The organism is Hydrogenophaga borbori (assembly GCF_003417535.1).
GTDB classification, from domain to species: Bacteria; Pseudomonadota; Gammaproteobacteria; order Burkholderiales; family Burkholderiaceae_C; genus Hydrogenophaga; species Hydrogenophaga borbori.
This window is the reverse complement of the sequence record NZ_QVLS01000001.1, coordinates 78921-93511: the sequence shown is the minus strand read 5'-3', so window position 1 is coordinate 93511 and position 14591 is coordinate 78921. Positions and strand designations below refer to the sequence as shown.

16 protein-coding genes are annotated in these 14591 nt (G+C 69.8%); 2 read left to right on the top strand and 14 right to left on the bottom strand.

All coding sequences use genetic code 11. From position 1 onward, the window contains the following. Positions 1 to 21: 21 nt before the first annotated feature. Together DY262_RS00470 and hemN are read right to left on the bottom strand one after the other, a co-directional pair. The gene (locus tag DY262_RS00470) at positions 22 to 693 is read right to left on the bottom strand and encodes a sulfite exporter TauE/SafE family protein (protein ID WP_116957055.1); all 672 of its coding nucleotides are present in this window, start codon (positions 691 to 693) and stop codon (positions 22 to 24) included. A gap of 8 nt (positions 694 to 701) precedes the next feature. Continuing rightward, complete coding sequence (gene hemN, locus DY262_RS00465) at positions 702 to 2099, bottom strand: oxygen-independent coproporphyrinogen III oxidase (protein ID WP_116957054.1); 1398 nt, start codon at positions 2097 to 2099, stop codon at positions 702 to 704. Positions 2100 to 2214: 115 nt separating this feature from the next. On the opposite strand from hemN, the gene fnr reads away from it, so the two are divergent. After that, complete coding sequence (fnr, locus tag DY262_RS00460) at positions 2215 to 2934, top strand: fumarate/nitrate reduction transcriptional regulator Fnr (RefSeq protein ID WP_070399964.1); 720 nt, start codon at positions 2215 to 2217, stop codon at positions 2932 to 2934. Here the strand turns inward: fnr and DY262_RS00455 are convergent. From DY262_RS00455 to DY262_RS00415, 9 genes are all read right to left on the bottom strand, one after another. Beyond that, positions 2912 to 3160 (bottom strand): hypothetical protein, encoded by a 249-nt coding sequence (locus DY262_RS00455; RefSeq protein WP_116957053.1) that lies wholly within the window; start codon positions 3158 to 3160, stop codon positions 2912 to 2914. The two genes, fnr and DY262_RS00455, sit on opposite strands and share 23 nt — an antisense overlap. A gap of 1 nt (position 3161) precedes the next feature. Then, positions 3162 to 3452 carry a nitrogen fixation protein FixH gene (locus tag DY262_RS00450; RefSeq protein ID WP_116957052.1) on the bottom strand — a complete coding sequence of 97 codons (291 nt, stop codon included), beginning with the start codon at positions 3450 to 3452 and terminating at the stop codon, positions 3162 to 3164. A gap of 19 nt (positions 3453 to 3471) precedes the next feature. After that, positions 3472 to 4896: a cytochrome c oxidase accessory protein CcoG gene (ccoG, locus tag DY262_RS00445; RefSeq protein ID WP_116957051.1), complete on the bottom strand. Its 1425-nt coding sequence runs from the start codon at positions 4894 to 4896 to the stop codon at positions 3472 to 3474. Between the two features lie 40 nt (positions 4897 to 4936). Then, positions 4937 to 5848, bottom strand: coding sequence for a cytochrome-c oxidase, cbb3-type subunit III (gene ccoP, locus DY262_RS00440; protein WP_116957050.1), 912 nt, complete (start codon positions 5846 to 5848; stop codon positions 4937 to 4939). A 25-nt stretch (positions 5849 to 5873) separates the two neighbouring features. Further along, entirely contained in the window at positions 5874 to 6011 is a 138-nt protein-coding gene (locus DY262_RS00435) for a cbb3-type cytochrome oxidase subunit 3 (RefSeq protein WP_116957049.1), read from the bottom strand. Positions 6012 to 6023: 12 nt separating this feature from the next. Further along, positions 6024 to 6650 (bottom strand): cytochrome-c oxidase, cbb3-type subunit II, encoded by a 627-nt coding sequence (ccoO, locus tag DY262_RS00430; protein WP_116957048.1) that lies wholly within the window; start codon positions 6648 to 6650, stop codon positions 6024 to 6026. 10 nt (positions 6651 to 6660) lie between these two features. After that, positions 6661 to 8109, bottom strand: a complete 1449-nt coding sequence (gene ccoN, locus DY262_RS00425; protein ID WP_116957047.1) for a cytochrome-c oxidase, cbb3-type subunit I — start codon at positions 8107 to 8109, stop codon at positions 6661 to 6663. A gap of 78 nt (positions 8110 to 8187) precedes the next feature. After that, positions 8188 to 8325, bottom strand: a complete 138-nt coding sequence (gene ccoS, locus DY262_RS00420; protein WP_070399956.1) for a cbb3-type cytochrome oxidase assembly protein CcoS — start codon at positions 8323 to 8325, stop codon at positions 8188 to 8190. A 6-nt stretch (positions 8326 to 8331) separates the two neighbouring features. Next, positions 8332 to 10608: a heavy metal translocating P-type ATPase gene (locus tag DY262_RS00415; RefSeq protein ID WP_116957046.1), complete on the bottom strand. Its 2277-nt coding sequence runs from the start codon at positions 10606 to 10608 to the stop codon at positions 8332 to 8334. Positions 10609 to 10723: 115 nt separating this feature from the next. On the opposite strand from DY262_RS00415, the gene DY262_RS00410 reads away from it, so the two are divergent. Continuing rightward, positions 10724 to 11167, top strand: a complete 444-nt coding sequence (locus tag DY262_RS00410) for a universal stress protein (RefSeq protein WP_116957045.1) — start codon at positions 10724 to 10726, stop codon at positions 11165 to 11167. Between the two features lie 41 nt (positions 11168 to 11208). Here DY262_RS00410 and DY262_RS00405 read toward each other — a convergent pair whose 3' ends face one another. The 3 genes from DY262_RS00405 to DY262_RS00395 are packed head-to-tail and all read right to left on the bottom strand — an operon-like array spanning position 11209 to position 14547. Beyond that, entirely contained in the window at positions 11209 to 12768 is a 1560-nt protein-coding gene (locus DY262_RS00405; RefSeq protein WP_116957044.1) for a malonate--CoA ligase, read from the bottom strand. An 8-nt stretch (positions 12769 to 12776) separates the two neighbouring features. Next, complete coding sequence (locus DY262_RS00400) at positions 12777 to 13547, bottom strand: enoyl-CoA hydratase/isomerase family protein (protein ID WP_116957043.1); 771 nt, start codon at positions 13545 to 13547, stop codon at positions 12777 to 12779. Positions 13548 to 13551: 4 nt separating this feature from the next. Further along, a complete protein-coding gene (locus DY262_RS00395; RefSeq protein ID WP_116957042.1) occupies positions 13552 to 14547 on the bottom strand; it encodes a Bug family tripartite tricarboxylate transporter substrate binding protein in 996 nt (331 codons plus the stop codon). Positions 14548 to 14591 lie beyond the last annotated feature (44 nt).

Below are 14591 nucleotides of genomic sequence, written 5' to 3'. Positions count from 1 at the left end.
CGCTGCCCGTGGCTGGCGCGCTCACAGGCACCAAAGCCCCGTGGGTTGGGTGATGCCCATCCACAGAGCCCAGCCCGAGGCCAGCAGCAGCGCCAGCCCCGCCAGACGGATGCCCCAGGCGCCCGAGCGCGCCTCGCGCAGGCGCAGCAGCAGCCAGGGCCCCGCGAACAGCGACACCGACGAGCCGATGGCGAACAGCGCCATCACCGCCGCGCCCTGAACCGCGTCCGCCGAGAGCGAGGCCACCAGCAGCGCCGAATACAGCAGGCCGCAGGGCATGAGCGCCCAGCCGAAGCCCAGCACCCAGGGCGCGCGCGGGCCCAGTCGCGCGATGGCGGGTTTCGCGCGGCGCCAGATGCCCTGGCCCACGCCGTCGATCCACGCCGGCTGGCGCGCCCGCCAGAGCAGCCAGGCGCCCAGCAGCAGGGCCGCGACGTGGAACATGGTCCACAGCGGCCGGATCACCTGCGTATGCGCCCCCAGCCAGGCCAGCCCCTGCACCGAGCCCGCCGCCAGCGCCCCCACGCTGGCGTAGCCAGCGACGCGGCTGAGCTGGAACGCCAGCAGCGCGCGCGTGCCGCGCTCGCCGGCCGCCCGGCCGATGCCCGCGCAGGCCGCGCCGCACATGGCAATGCAGTGCGGCCCCCCCACCAGGCCCATGAGCAGCGCCGTGATCAACAGGGAACCGGACATCGGCGCGCTCAGAGAATCCTTGAAAACCGCGCGCGGTCCTGGTCGGCCTGCAGGTGGCGGTCGAACACCATGGCGATCGCGCGCACCAGGTACCAGCCGGTTTCGGTCACTTGCACGCCCTGCTCGTCCAGGGTGACCAAGCCCTCGTCCACGAAGGGCTCGAGCGCGCGCAGCTCATTGGCGAAGTAACGGCGGCTGTCGATCAGGTGGCCCAGGTCGATGGCCTCGAACTGCAGTTCGCCCTGGCACATCAGGGACATGATCACCGCACGGCGCAGCACATCGTCGCGCGTGAGCGCCAGGCCGCGCACGATGGGCAGGCGGCCCTGGTCGAGCAGGTCCACGTACTCGTCCAGGGTCTTGGCGTTCTGGCTGTAGGTGGCGCCTACCCGGCCGATGGCCGACACACCGAGCGCGATGAGGTCGCAATCGGGCTGGGTGCTGTAGCCCTGGAAGTTGCGGTGCAGCCGGCCCTGGCGCTTGGCCACGGCCAGGGCGTCGTCGGGAAGGGCGAAGTGGTCCATGCCGACGTAAACGTAGCCCGCCGCGCGCAGGATGTCCAGCGACGCCGAGAGCATCGCCAGCTTGTCGGCCGCGCCCGGCAGCTCGGCCGCCACGATGCGCCGCTGCGGCTTGAAGCGCGCCGGCAGGTGCGCGTAGGCGTACAGCGCCACGCGGTCCGGCCGCAGGGCCTGCAGCTGCGCCAGCGTGCGCCGGAAGGATTCGGGCGTCTGCAGCGGCAGGCCGTAGATCAGGTCCACATTGACCGACTCGAAGCCGATCTGCCGCGCCGCGTCGACCAGCGCGAACACCTGCTCGGCCGGCTGCACGCGGTGCACGGCCTTCTGCACGGCGGGATCGAAGTCCTGGACACCGAAGCTCAGGCGGTTGAAACCCAGGCGGTGCAGCGCGCGCAGGCGCTCGGCGCTCACGGTGCGCGGGTCCACCTCGATGGAGTACTCGCCGCCCGGCGCGAGCGCGAAGTGGCGCCGCAGCATGGCCATCAGGTCTTCCAGCTCGGCATCGCTCAGGAAGGTGGGCGTGCCGCCGCCCAGGTGCAACTGGGACACCGACTGGCCCGCGCCCAGGTGCTCGATCTGCAGGTCCAGCTCGCGCGAGAGGTGGCGCAGGTACTCGGCGCCGCGCGAATGGTGCTTTGTAATAACTTTGTTGCAAGCGCAGTAGTAACACACCGATTCGCAGAACGGGATGTGCACATACAGTGACAGGGGCAGTGCCATCGACCCGGCCCGCCGCTGTCCCAGCGCCAGGCGGTAGTCCTGCTCGGTGAAGGCCTCCACGAAGCGGTCGGCCGTGGGGTAAGAGGTATAGCGCGGCCCCGGAACGTCAAAGCGACGCAGCAGTTCATCGGGGATCACATGGCTCACGGCGGGTCCTTCTGGCATGGCCCCACTGTGCCGGCTGGCGTGTCCAGACGCCTTGATCCTGGTCAAGCGGCCCTGTGATCCCGGACCCAAAGGGGTATGCTCGCTCCCTGTCATGCACTCAGGAACGACGCACATGGACGCGCAACGCATCAAAGTGGCTTGCTCAAGCTGCAACCTTCGCGAACTCTGCCTGCCCATGGGCCTGAGCGCGGAGGAAATGGGCCAGCTCGACACACTGATTTCCTCCCGCAAGCGCGTCAAGCGCGGCGAAGCCCTGTTCTCCGTCGGCGATCGCTTCACCTCGCTCTACGCCGTGCGCTCGGGCTTCTTCAAGACCTGCGTGACCACCGCCGACGGGCGCGACCAGGTCACGGGTTTCCAGATGGCGGGCGAGATCATCGGCCTGGACGGCATCGTGAGCGACCACCACGCCTGCGACGCGGTGGCGCTGGAAGACGCCGAGGTCTGCGTCATGCCCTTCAACCAGGTCGAAGAACTGTCGCGCCAGTTCACCCCGCTGCAACACCACGTGCACCGCATCATGAGCCGCGAGATCGTGCGCGACCACAGCGTGATGCTGCTGCTGGGCAGCATGCGCGCCGAGGAGCGGCTGGCGGCCTTCCTGCTCAACCTGGTGCAGCGCCTGCAGGCGCGTGGCTTCTCGCCGTCCGAGTTCAACCTGCGCATGACGCGCGAGGAGATCGGCAGCTACCTGGGCATGAAGCTGGAGACGGTGAGCCGCACCTTCTCCAAGTTCGTCGACGACGGCATCATCGACGTCAAGCAGCGCTACGTGCACATCAAGGACACCGAGGCGCTGCGGCGCATCGTCAATCCGCAGACCTGCTCCTGAGCGCGTCCTGCGGTGGCAGGGCCAGCCACAGGCTCAGGCTGCAAGCGACCGCCGTCACCGCCCAGAACACGAAGAAGGCCACCGTGTAGACGGCGGGGCGCGACCAGTCGAGCGCGACACCCTGCCAGTGCAATTCGCCCGGGTCCACCACCGCGAACACCAGCATCTCCAGCACGCCGGCCATCAGGAAGGACGGCCAGCCCACCCACATCCAGCGGCGGCCCATGTCAGTGGCCACCCTCGCGGACCACGGGCGAGGCCGCGTGGTTGCGCGCCTGGTGCGCGGGCTGAAGGCCGATCAGGGCCTCGTCGCGCTGCGCGCCCTGCAGGCGGCGCGCCTGCTCCAGCGTGGCCTGGTAGGCGGCCTTGTCGAGCACCGGGTCGGCGCCCTCGATGGCAATGACGGCGGTGCCGATGGCCGCCACCACCACCACCAGCGGCCCGCCCACCACCAGCCACATGGGGCCCACGCGCCACCAGGGCTCGGGCGCGTCGGTGCTCATCGGATCGGGGTTCATGGGGTCTCCTGCGGAAGCGTTATCGGGGAACGAGAAAGGTGCTCTTCTCACGCACCCGCACGCGCTCGTCCTGGGCGGCGCGCACCTCGAACTGGATGGGGTGCGAGCCGCTCGCGGCCGCGCCGGGCGGCACCTGGACCCGCGCGGCGACGGCGCGCACCTCGGCGGGCGCCACCTCCACACGATCGCCGGACGCCAGGGCGATGCCCGGCAGGCCTTCCACGCGCAGCTCGTAGGTCTGCGCCACCTCGGTGGCGTTCATGATCTGCAGCCGGTAGACGTTCTCGACGCGGCCTTGTTCCACCTCGCGCGCCAGCGCGCCGCGGTCGCGGATCACGTCCACCTTGAGCGGCGTGCGCAGCCACAGGCTGCCCAGCACCGCCAGCGACACGGCCAGCAACACGCCGCTGTAGACCAGCACGCGCGGGCGCAGGGCGCGGCGCAGCATCTGCGCGCGGTTCCAGCCCTTGGCGACACCGTTCTGCGTGGCAAAGCGGATCAGGCCGCGCGGGTAACCGACCTTGTCCATCACCTCATCGCACACGTCCACGCAGGCCGCGCAGCTGATGCACTCGTACTGCAGGCCTTTTCGGATGTCGATGCCGGTGGGGCAGACCTGCACGCACAGGGTGCAATCCACGCAACTGCCCAGGCCGAGGGCCTTGGGGTCGGCCTTGCGGCTGCGCGCGCCACGCGGCTCGCCGCGCCCCTCGTCGTAGGTGACGATCATCGTGTCGCGGTCGAACATGGCGCTCTGGAAGCGCGCGTAGGGGCACATGTACTTGCACACCTGCTCGCGCAGGAAGCCCGCGTTGCCGTAGGTGGCCAGGCCGTAGAACAGGATCCAGAAGGTTTGCCAGGGCCCGAGCGAGAGGCTGGCCACCAACCCCGCGAGCTCACGGATCGGCGTGAAGTAGCCAACGAAGGTGAAGCCCGTCCACAGCGCCAGCGCGCCCCACAGCCCGTGCTTGAGCGCGCGCTTGCCGAACTTGGCCGCGCTCATGGGCGCGGCGTCCAGGCGCAGCCGGGCGGAGCGATCGCCCTCGACCCGGCGCTCGATCCACATGAAGATTTCGGTGTACACCGTCTGCGGGCAGGTGAAGCCGCACCACAGGCGCCCGGCCACCGCCGTGAACAGGAACAGCGCCAGCGCCGAGATGACCAGCAGCCCGGTGAGGTAGATAAAGTCCTGCGGATACAGGATCAGGTCGAACAGGTAGAAGCGCCGCGCCTCCAGGTCGAACAGCACGGCCTGGCGGCCGTTCCAGGGCAGCCAGGCCAGGCCGTAGAACACCAGCTGCGTGGCCCACACGAAGAACCAGCGCCAGCGCGCGAACACGCCAGTGACCGAGCGCGGCTGAATCTTCTCCTGCGCGGCATAGAGCGAAACGACGATTTCCTCGTCGTCGCCGGGCGGCGCGGGCTGGATCGGAATGGTCTTCATGTCGTCTGGCGGGCCCGGCGCGCGGGCCGCCGCCGGGTCCTCAGGGTTTGGCGGGCCGGTTCGACAGGCCCCACACGTAGGCCGTCAGCACGCGAATCTGGTCGGCGTTGAGCAGCTGGTTCTGCGCCGGCATGCGGTTGTCGATGCCGTTGGTGATGGCGCGCACGATGGCCTCCTCGCCCCAGCCGTGCAGCCACACGCCGTCGGTGAGGTTGGGCGCGCCCAGCGCGGTGTTGCCCTTGCCGTCCATGCCGTGGCAGGCCGCGCAGGCGGCGAACTTGGTGCGGCCCTGCGAGGCGCGCACGCGGTCGTGCGGGCTGTTGGACAGGCTGAGCACGTAATGGGCGACGTTGCGCACGTCATCGGCGTTGCCCACGGCCGCGGCCATGGGCGGCATCACGCCGTGGCGGCCCTGGGTGATGGTGGTCTCGATGGCCGCGGGTTCGCCGCCGTGCAGCCAGTCGCTGTCGGTGAGGTTGGGGAAGCCCTTGGAGCCACGCGCGTCCGAGCCATGGCACTGGGCGCACTGGTTCATGAACAGGCGCTCGCCGATCGCCATGGCCTGCGCGTCGCCGGCCAGGCGCTCGGGCGGCTGGTCGTGGAACTGCGCGTACAGCGGCGCGATGGCTTCCTGGTGGCGCTGCACCTCGACGGTGTGCTGGCCGCTGGAGGTCCAGCCCAGCACGCCCGCGTAGCGGCCGTACATGGGGTACAGAAGGCCATAGGCCAGGGCGAAAACGATGGTGATGACGAACAGCCAGACCCACCAGCGCGGCAGGGGGTTGTTGAGTTCGCGCAGGTCGCCGTCCCACACGTGGCCGGTGGTGTTGTCCTGGCCCGGCTTGACCTTGGTGGTGCCGGCCACCCACAGCAACACGCCGCAGGCCAGGATGCTGACCACGGTGATGGCGCCGACGTATATAGACCAGAAGTCGCTGGTGAAATCGCTCATGATGGTTCCCGTGTGTGGGGGTGGCTCATTCGTCCTGGAACGGCAGGCGGGCGGCCTCGTCGAAGCGCTCGCGGTTGCGGCGCGACCAGGCCCAGACCACGATGCCCAGGAAGACCAGCAGGCTGATGACGGTGACGATGGAACGCAGGGTGTTGATGTCCATGGCAGCCTCTCGCTATTTCAAAGCGGTGCCCAGCACCTGCAGGTAGGCGATGAGCGCGTCCATCTCGGTCTTGCCCTTCGCCGCCTCGCTGGAGGCGGTGATCTCCTCGTCGCTGTAGGGAGCGCCCAGGGTGCGCAGCGCCTTCATGCGCGCAGGCAGGCCAGCGGCATCGACGGGTTTCTTCTCCAGCCAGCTGTAGGCCGGCATGTTGGACTCGGGCACCACGTCGCGCGGGTTGTTCAGGTGGATGCGGTGCCATTCGTCGCTGTAGCGGCCGCCCACGCGTGCCAGGTCGGGGCCGGTGCGCTTGCTGCCCCACTGGAACGGGCGGTCGTAGACGAACTCGCCGGCCACCGAGTAGTGGCCGTAGCGCAGGGTCTCGGCCTGGAAGGGGCGGATCATCTGCGAGTGGCAGTTGTAGCAGCCCTCTTTCACGTAAACGTCGCGGCCCGCGAGCTGCAAGGCGGTGTAGGGCTTGAGCCCTTCCACCGGCTGCGTGGTGGATTTCTGGAAGAACAGCGGCACGATTTCGACCAGGCCGCCGACCGAGACCACCAGGACGATCAGCACGATCATCAGGAAGTTGCTGGTCTCGATGCGCTCGTGCGTGAAGCCGGTGGGTTTGTCTTGTTGCGACATGCGATTCACCTCAGGCGTGGGCGGGTTGGGCGGCCGGAATGCTCACCGGCTCGATGCGGCCGTTGCGCGCCGTCATCACCGTGTTCCAGAGCATCACGCACATGCCGGCCAGGTACAGCACGCCCCCGGCCAGACGGATCACGTAGAACGGGAAGGTGGCCTTGACCGATTCGACGAAGGTGTAGGTCAGGCTGCCATCGGGGTTGACGGCGCGCCACATCAGGCCCTGCATCACGCCAGCGATCCACATGGCGGCGATGTAGAGCACGATGCCGATGGTGGCGATCCAGAAGTGCAGCTCGATCGCGGGCACCGAATACATCTTCTTCTGGCCGTACAGGCGCGGGATCAGGTAGTACATGGAGCCCATGGTCACCAGGCCGACCCAGCCCAGGGCGCCCGAGTGCACGTGACCGATGGTCCAGTCGGTGTAGTGCGACAGCGCGTTCACCGTCTTGATGGACATCATCGGCCCCTCGAAGGTCGACATGCCGTAGAACGAGAGCGAGACGATCAGGAAGCGCAGGATCGGGTCGTCGCGCAGTTTGTGCCAGGCGCCCGACAGCGTCATGATGCCGTTGATCATGCCGCCCCAGCTGGGCGCCAGCAGGATGAGCGAGAACACCATGCCCACGGACTGCGCCCAGTCGGGCAGCGCGGTGTAGTGCAGGTGGTGCGGCCCCGCCCACATGTAGGTGAAGATCAGCGCCCAGAAGTGCACGATGGACAGCCGGTACGAATACACCGGGCGCTCGGCCTGCTTGGGGATGAAGTAGTACATCATCCCGAGGAAGCCGGCCGTGAGGAAGAAGCCCACGGCGTTGTGGCCGTACCACCACTGCACCATGGCGTCCTGCACGCCCGCGTAGGCCGAGTAGCTCTTGGTGAGGCTCACCGGCAAGGCAGCGCTGTTGACGATGTGCAGCAGCGCCACGGCCAGGATGAACCCACCGAAGAACCAGTTGGCGACGTAGATGTGGCGCACCTTGCGCAGGCCGATGGTGCCGAAGAACACCACCGCATAGGCCACCCACACCAGCGCGATCAGGATGTCGATCGGCCACTCGAGCTCGGCGTACTCCTTGCCCTGCGTCATGCCCAGGGGCAGCGTGATGGCCGCCAGCACGATGACCACCTGCCAGCCCCAGAAGGTGAAAGCGGCCAGGCCGTCGGAGAACAGCCGGACCTGGCTGGTGCGCTGCACCACGTAGTAGCTGGCGGCGAACAGGCCGCAGCCGCCGAAGGCGAAGATGACCGCGTTGGTGTGCAGCGGTCGCAAGCGGCCGTAGCTGAGCCATTCGATGCCCAGGTTGAGGGCCGGCCAGGTGAGCTGCGCGGCGATGATCACGCCGACGAGCATGCCCACCACGCCCCAGAAAACGGTGGCCAGGGCGAACTGCCTGACCACCTTGTCGTTGTAGACCGTGGGGTCGGCGGATGCCTTGTGGTTGACGGCCATGCAGATACTCCTCTCGATGTTGCACCGGGAGTGTCCCGGTCCGGCGGCCGGACCGGCTTGACTTAGGTCAAGCCGGTGTCATTCCTCGTGGAGGATGCGTTCGCCTTCGCGCTCGACGCCATCGAACTGGCCCGACTGCAGCGCCCACCAGAACACACCGATGACGCCAAAGACGATGAGGACCGACAGCGGGATCAGCAGGTACAGGACATCCATGGCGGCTCAGCCTTTCGGTTCAGGGTCGGGGCGGCTCAGGCGCCACGCGTTGCCGATGACCAGCAGCGAGCTGGCGGCCATGCCCAGGCCGGCCAGCCAGGGCGGCATCCAGCCGATCAGCGCCAGCGGCACGCAGACCGCGTTGTAGAGCGCCGCCCAGGCCAGGTTCTGGCGCACCACGCGCCGCGTGCGCCGGGCCTGCAGCAGGCTGTCCACCACGTCCATCACGCGCCCGCCCTGCACCACGGCGTCGCTGCGCGCCTGCGCCAGCGGCGCGGCGCGGCCGAGCGCGAAGGAAGCGTCGGCCCAGGCCAGCACCGGGCCGTCGTTCAGGCCGTCGCCCACCATGGCGACGCGCCAGCCTTGGCGCTGCAGGGCCTGAACCTCGGCCAGCTTGCGCTCGGGCGTGGCCTCGGCCAGCACATGGTCCACGCCCACGGCCTGGCCAATGCGGTGGGCCTGGGAGGCGCGGTCGCCCGACAGCAGCCAGGTCTGCATGCCCAGGGCGCGCAGGCGCTGCACCGCCACGCGCGCGTCCTCGCGCAGGCCCTCGCTGAGGGTGATGGTGGCCAGCCAGCCGTGCTCATCGACCAGGTAGGTGCGCGGACCCTCGGCATCGTGCTCGGGCATGGCGCCGGTGAACAGGGGCGAACCGAGCTTGAGCCAGCGCCCGTTGGCCAGGCGCGCGGAAATGCCCTGCCCCGGTTCCTCGTGCCAATCGAACAGGGGCTCGTCGGCCGGCGGGGCCGCCGCCGCGACGGCGCGCGCCACCGGGTGCAGCGAATCGCGCGCCAGCGCGGCCGCGAGCGCCAGCACCTGGGCACGGTCGGCGCCGCTGCGCAGCAGCACCTCGCGCAGCATCAGGTGCTCGCGCGTCAACGTGCCGGTTTTGTCGAACACCACCGCGTTCACCGAGGCCATGGACTCCAGCGCCTGCAGGCGGCGCACCAGCACGCCGCGGCGCGCCAGCACGCCGGCCGAGGCCAGCATGGCCGCCGGCGTGGCCAGCGACAGCGCGCAGGGGCAGGTGACGATGAGCACGGCCACGGCGATGGCCAGGGCGCGCGAGGGATCGACCTGCCACCAGGCAAAGGCGGCGGCCGCGGCGGCCAGCATCACCAGCACCAGGAAAGGCCCGGCGATGCGGTCGGCCAGCACGGCCAGACGCGGCTTGTCGGTGGCGGCGCGCTCCATCAGCCGCACGATCTGGGCGTAGCGCGTGTCCACGCCCACGCGGTCGAGCCGCAGGCGCACCGGCCCGGCGAGGTTGAGACTGCCGGCCACCAGGGCATCGCCGCAGCGCCGCGTCTGCGGGCGCGCCTCGCCGGTCAGCAGGGCCTCGTCGACCGAGGCGCGCGCATCGAGCAGCACGCCGTCGCCGGGAAAAGCCTCGCCGGCGCGCACCCAGACCACGTCGCCGGCCGCCAGCCGGCGCACCGAGACGGTTTCGCGCGCGCCGTCGGCGCGCTCGCGCTCGCAGGTGGCGGGCAGGCGGTTGATCAACGCGTCCAGCGCGCCGGCCGTGCGCTGGCGCAGGCGCGCCTCCAGGTAGCGCCCGCCGAGCAGGAAGAACACGAACATGGTGAGCGAGTCGAACCAGACCTCGTGCCCCCAGGGGCCGCTGGGGTCGAAGGTGGCGGCCGAGCTGGCGAGAAAGGTGACCAGGATGCCCACGGACACCGGCGTGTCCATGCCGATGCGGCGGGCCTTGAGATCGGCCCAGGCGCGCTCGAAGAAGGGGCCGCTGGCGAAGAACACCACCGGCAGGCTGATGACCCAGCTGGCCCAGCGCAGCAGCTGTTCGATGTCGGGCGGGATGTCGCCCGGCGCGGCCACATAGGCGGGCCACGCGTACATCATCACCTGCATCATGCAGAAGCCGGCGACGAACAGGCGCCACAGGGCCTGGCGGGTTTCACGCAGGCGCTCGTCGATGGACAGGGCCTGCTGCAGCGGCAGCAGCCGGTAGCCTCGGTCGCCCACGCGCCGGGCCAGTTCGGACAGGCGCACCCGGGCGGGGTCCCAGCGCAGCTGCAGGCGGCGCGTGCCGGCGTGCACGCGGACCAGATCCACGCCGGGCACGCCGTCCAGCGCGGATTCGATGGTGTCGGCGCAGGCTGCGCAGGTCATGCCCTGCACCACCAGCACCGACTCGCGCTGCGCGTCCACCCCGTCCACCGGCTGGGTGAACGCGGCCTGCTCGACGGGGTCGTCGAGCACGGCGAAGTCATCGGTGACCGTGAGGGGGCCCCGGTGCTCGCTCGACCAGGTGGCGGAACTCATGGGGGCGTAGGGTACTCGCAAAGGCTGCGCCATCCCCTTGACGCAGGTCAAGCCGGGCCGCGCCGCCCGGGAGTAGCCTGGGGCTCCGTTCCATCATTCCCTGAGGAGAAGAACCATGTACAAGCGAATCCTCGTCGCCACCGATGGCTCCAAGCTGTCCCAGAAGGCCGTGGAGCACGCCCTGTCTCTGGCGGACCTGACCGGCGCCGAAGTGGTGGCCCTGAAGGTGGTGCCGCGCTACCCGCAGACCTACTTCGAAGGCGGCGTGACCCTGGCGGCCTCCGAGGTGGCCCGCATCGAGAAGCAGTGGCAGACCGAAGCCATGGACGCGGTGAACGCGGTCAAGGCGGCCGGGCAGCTGATGGAGGTGAAGGTCAAGCCGGTCACGGCCAAGGGCGACCTGATCGCGGAAGCCATCATCGCCACGGCCAAGAAGCAGAAGTGCGACCTGATCGTGATGGCCTCGCACGGGCGGCGCGGCATCAAGCGGCTGCTGCTCGGCAGCGAGACGCAGCAGGTGCTGACGCATTCGCACACGCCGGTGCTGGTGCTGCGGTAAGCCAGGCGCGAACGCCGCCCGGGCGCCCGCCCCCCTCGCTTTCACGCGAACAGTCCCTTGTACTGTTCGCGCAGCAGGTTTTTCTGCACCTTGCCCATGGTGTTGCGCGGCAGCTCGCTCACCACGAAGCAGCGCTTGGGAATCTTGAAGTTCGCCAGCCGCGCCTTCAGCGCCCCGATCAGCACCTCGGGGTCCGGCGCGCCTTCCGGGCGGGGAATCACGATGGCCACGCCCACCTCGCCGAAGTCGGGGTGCGGCACGCCCACCACCGCACTCTCGGCCACGCCGGGCATCTCGTTCAGCGCGCCCTCGATCTCGGCCGGGTAGACGTTGTAGCCGCCCGAGATGATCAGGTCCTTGCTGCGCCCCACGATGGTCACGTAGCCGCGCTCGTCGATGCGGCCCACGTCGCCCGTCTTGAAGTAGCCGTCGGTGGTGAACTCCTCGGCCGTCTTCTCGGGCATGCGCCAGTAGCCCGCGAACACGTTGGGCCCGCGCACCTGAATGCCGCCGATCTCGCCCGTTTCCACCGGACGGCCCGCCTCGTCCACCACGCGCAGACTCACGCCCGGCAGCGGGAAGCCCACCGTGCCGCCCCGGCGCTCGCGCTCGCCGTTGTGGCGCTCGTCGGGCGCGTAGGGGTTGGAGGTGAGCATGATGGTCTCACTCATGCCGTAGCGCTCCAGGATGGTGTGGCCCGTGCGCTCCCTCCATTCGTTGAAGGTCTCGATCAGCAGCGGCGCCGAGCCCGAGACGAACAGGCGCATGCCCGCCACCCGTTCGCGCGTGAGCGAGGGCTCGGCCAGCATGCGCGTGTACAGCGTGGGCACGCCCATGAACACGGTGGCGCGCGGCAGCAGGCCGATGACGGCCTTGGGATCGAACCTGTTGAGCCACAGCATGGCGCTGCCATTGATGAGCGCACCGTGGATAGCCACGAACAGGCCATGCACATGGAAGATGGGCAGCGCGTGGATCAGCACGTCGCCCCGCTGCCAGCCCCAGTACGACTGCAGCACGCGCGCGTTGCTCAGCATGTTGCCGTGCGTGAGCATGGCGCCCTTGCTGCGCCCCGTGGTGCCGCTGGTGTAAATGATGACCGCGAGGTCGTCGGGCCCGCTGTGCGCCACGGCGTGGGTGTCGGCGTGGTGCGAGGCGCGCTCCAGCAGCGTGCCGCCGCGGTCTTCGCCGAGCGTGAACACGTGGCGCGTGCCGGCCTTGAACGCGATCTTGCTGACCCAGCCGAAGTTGGCCGGGCTGCACACCACCACGGCGGGCTCGGCATTGCCCACGAAGTACTCGATCTCGCCGGACTGGTAGGCGGTGTTGAGCGGCAGGTACACATGGCCGCTGCGCAGCACCGCCAGGTAGAGGATGAGGTTCTCCACCGACTTCTCCACCTGCACCGCGATGCGCGAGCGCGCCGGCAGCCCCAGGCCGTCGATCAGGTTGGCCAGCATGGCACTGGCGCGGTCGAGGTCGCGCCAGCTGTAGCGCAGGCCGTCGCTGGCGCCACCCACCACCTCCACGGCGGTGGTGTCCAGGTCGGCGGGGAAGGCCGCGCGAAGCGCGGCGTAGAGGTTGTGGTTCTGCGGGTTCATGGAGGGACTCAGAAAGCGGGCGTTCGCTTGTCGAGAAAGGCGGCGATGCCTTCCCGGTGCTCGGCGTGACCGGCGTAATCGTAGGCGCTGTCGAGCAGCGCGTCGGCGCGCGCGCCGCCGGCCAGGGCGCGCAGGGTGCGCTTGTTCAGCCGCGCGGCCGCGGGCGAGAGCGTGGCCATGCGCCGCGCGCGCGCCAGCACCTCCTCGGCCAGCAGGGCGTCGGGCACCACGGCGTGCAGGAAACCGCGCGAGAGCATGGTGGGCGCGTCCAGCACGGCCGCCTGCAACAGCATCTCGCGCGCGCTGGCCAGGCCGGCCTCGCGCGCCACCAGCTCGGCCTCGCGCGGGGCCATGGGAAAGCCCAGGCGCGCGATGGGCGCGCCGAAGCGGGCCGAGGCGCTGGCCACGCGGATGTCGCAACAGCAGGCGATCTCCACGCCCGCGCCCATGCAATGGCCGTCGATCATCGCGATGACCGGCTTGTCGCACGCCAGCAGCGCGGACAGCCCGCCCCAGACCTCGCGCTCGTGGAAGTCGCGCAGGCTGGCCTCGTCGAAGCGAAAGCCAGGGTACTCGGCGATGTCGCCGCCCGCGCAGAAGTGGCCGCCCTCGCCCGCCACGACCAGCGCGCGCACCTCGGCGCGCGCGGCCACGGCGGCCAGGGCCTCGGCGAGCTCGCGCCACATCGCGCGCGACATGGCATTGAACTTCGCCGGGCGGCGCAGGGTCAGGCGCGCGATGGCGCCGTCGATGGCCAGGTGCAGTCCGTCGGCGGGCAATCCATCACTCCAGCTTGGCGCCCGAGGCCTTGACCACCTGGGCCCACTTGCGCACCTCGGTGCTGACGAACTGGCCGAAGGCCGGGCCGGTGATGTCGGGGAACTCCGCGCCCTGGGCGGCCCACACGCCCTTGGCCTCGTCGGTGCTGCAGGCCTTGCGGATCTCCTCGATCGCGCGCGCCTGTGCGTCGGCCGGCGTGCCCTTGGGCGCCCACACGCCGTACCAGGTGGTCACGTTGTACTGGGGCAGGCCCACCTCGGCCGCGCAGGGCACGTCGGGGAAGGCCGGGTTGCGCTTGGCGCCCGACACCATCATGGGTTTGATGCGCCCGCCCTTGATGTGGCCGGCCGAGGAGCCCAGGCCGTCGAACATGAGGTCCACGTTGCCCGCGATCAGGTCGGCCAGCGCCGGGCCGGCGCCCCGGTAGGGAATGTGCGTGATGAAGGTGTTGGTCTGCTGCTTGAACAGCTCGCCCGCCAGGTGGTGCGAGGTGCCGCTGCCGGCCGAGGCGTAGTTGAGCTTGCCCGGATTGGCCTTGACCTGCGCCAGAAAGGCCTTGAAGTCGGGTGCGGTGATGTTCTTCGGGTTCACCACCACCACCTGCGGCACGCTGGCCACCAGGATCAGCGGCACCAGGTCGGTCTCGATGTTGTAGTCCAGCTTGGGGTACATGCTGGGCGCGATGGAGTGGTGCACGGCGCCCATGAACAGGGTGTATCCGTCGGGCGCGGCCTTGGCCGCGATGCTGGCACCCACGGTGCCGCCGGCGCCGCCGCGGTTGTCGATGACCAGCGCCTTGCCCGACAGGCGCGCGAACGAGGCCGCCATCGGGCGCGCGAAGGCGTCGGTGCCGCCGCCGGCCGGGAACGGCACGACCATGGTCACCGGGCGCGAAGGCCAGGTCGATTGCGCGCGCGCGACCTGGCTGCCGATGGGGCCGAGCACGGCGCTCGCGGCGGCGGCGCGCAGCAGCGCGCGCCGTTGGATGGGCTGGTTCATGTGGTCTCCTTGGTGGTTATGAAGCCGACGCGACCTGGCGCCCA

Coding starts and splice junctions, on each gene's coding strand:
- ccoP (WP_116957050.1), bottom strand. CDS start 5,848: ATGAGCGATTTCACCAGCGACTTCTGGTCTATATACGTCGGCGCCATC.
- hemN (WP_116957054.1), bottom strand. CDS start 2,099: ATGCCAGAAGGACCCGCCGTGAGCCATGTGATCCCCGATGAACTGCTG.
- fnr (WP_070399964.1), top strand. CDS start 2,215: ATGGACGCGCAACGCATCAAAGTGGCTTGCTCAAGCTGCAACCTTCGC.
- ccoG (WP_116957051.1), bottom strand. CDS start 4,896: ATGAAGACCATTCCGATCCAGCCCGCGCCGCCCGGCGACGACGAGGAA.
- DY262_RS00470 (WP_116957055.1), bottom strand. CDS start 693: ATGTCCGGTTCCCTGTTGATCACGGCGCTGCTCATGGGCCTGGTGGGG.
- DY262_RS00405 (WP_116957044.1), bottom strand. CDS start 12,768: ATGAACCCGCAGAACCACAACCTCTACGCCGCGCTTCGCGCGGCCTTC.
- DY262_RS00415 (WP_116957046.1), bottom strand. CDS start 10,608: ATGAGTTCCGCCACCTGGTCGAGCGAGCACCGGGGCCCCCTCACGGTC.
- ccoO (WP_116957048.1), bottom strand. CDS start 6,650: ATGTCGCAACAAGACAAACCCACCGGCTTCACGCACGAGCGCATCGAG.
- DY262_RS00410 (WP_116957045.1), top strand. CDS start 10,724: ATGTACAAGCGAATCCTCGTCGCCACCGATGGCTCCAAGCTGTCCCAG.
- DY262_RS00435 (WP_116957049.1), bottom strand. CDS start 6,011: ATGGACATCAACACCCTGCGTTCCATCGTCACCGTCATCAGCCTGCTG.
- DY262_RS00450 (WP_116957052.1), bottom strand. CDS start 3,452: ATGAACCCCGATCCGATGAGCACCGACGCGCCCGAGCCCTGGTGGCGC.
- DY262_RS00395 (WP_116957042.1), bottom strand. CDS start 14,547: ATGAACCAGCCCATCCAACGGCGCGCGCTGCTGCGCGCCGCCGCCGCG.
- ccoS (WP_070399956.1), bottom strand. CDS start 8,325: ATGGATGTCCTGTACCTGCTGATCCCGCTGTCGGTCCTCATCGTCTTT.
- DY262_RS00455 (WP_116957053.1), bottom strand. CDS start 3,160: ATGGGCCGCCGCTGGATGTGGGTGGGCTGGCCGTCCTTCCTGATGGCC.
- ccoN (WP_116957047.1), bottom strand. CDS start 8,109: ATGGCCGTCAACCACAAGGCATCCGCCGACCCCACGGTCTACAACGAC.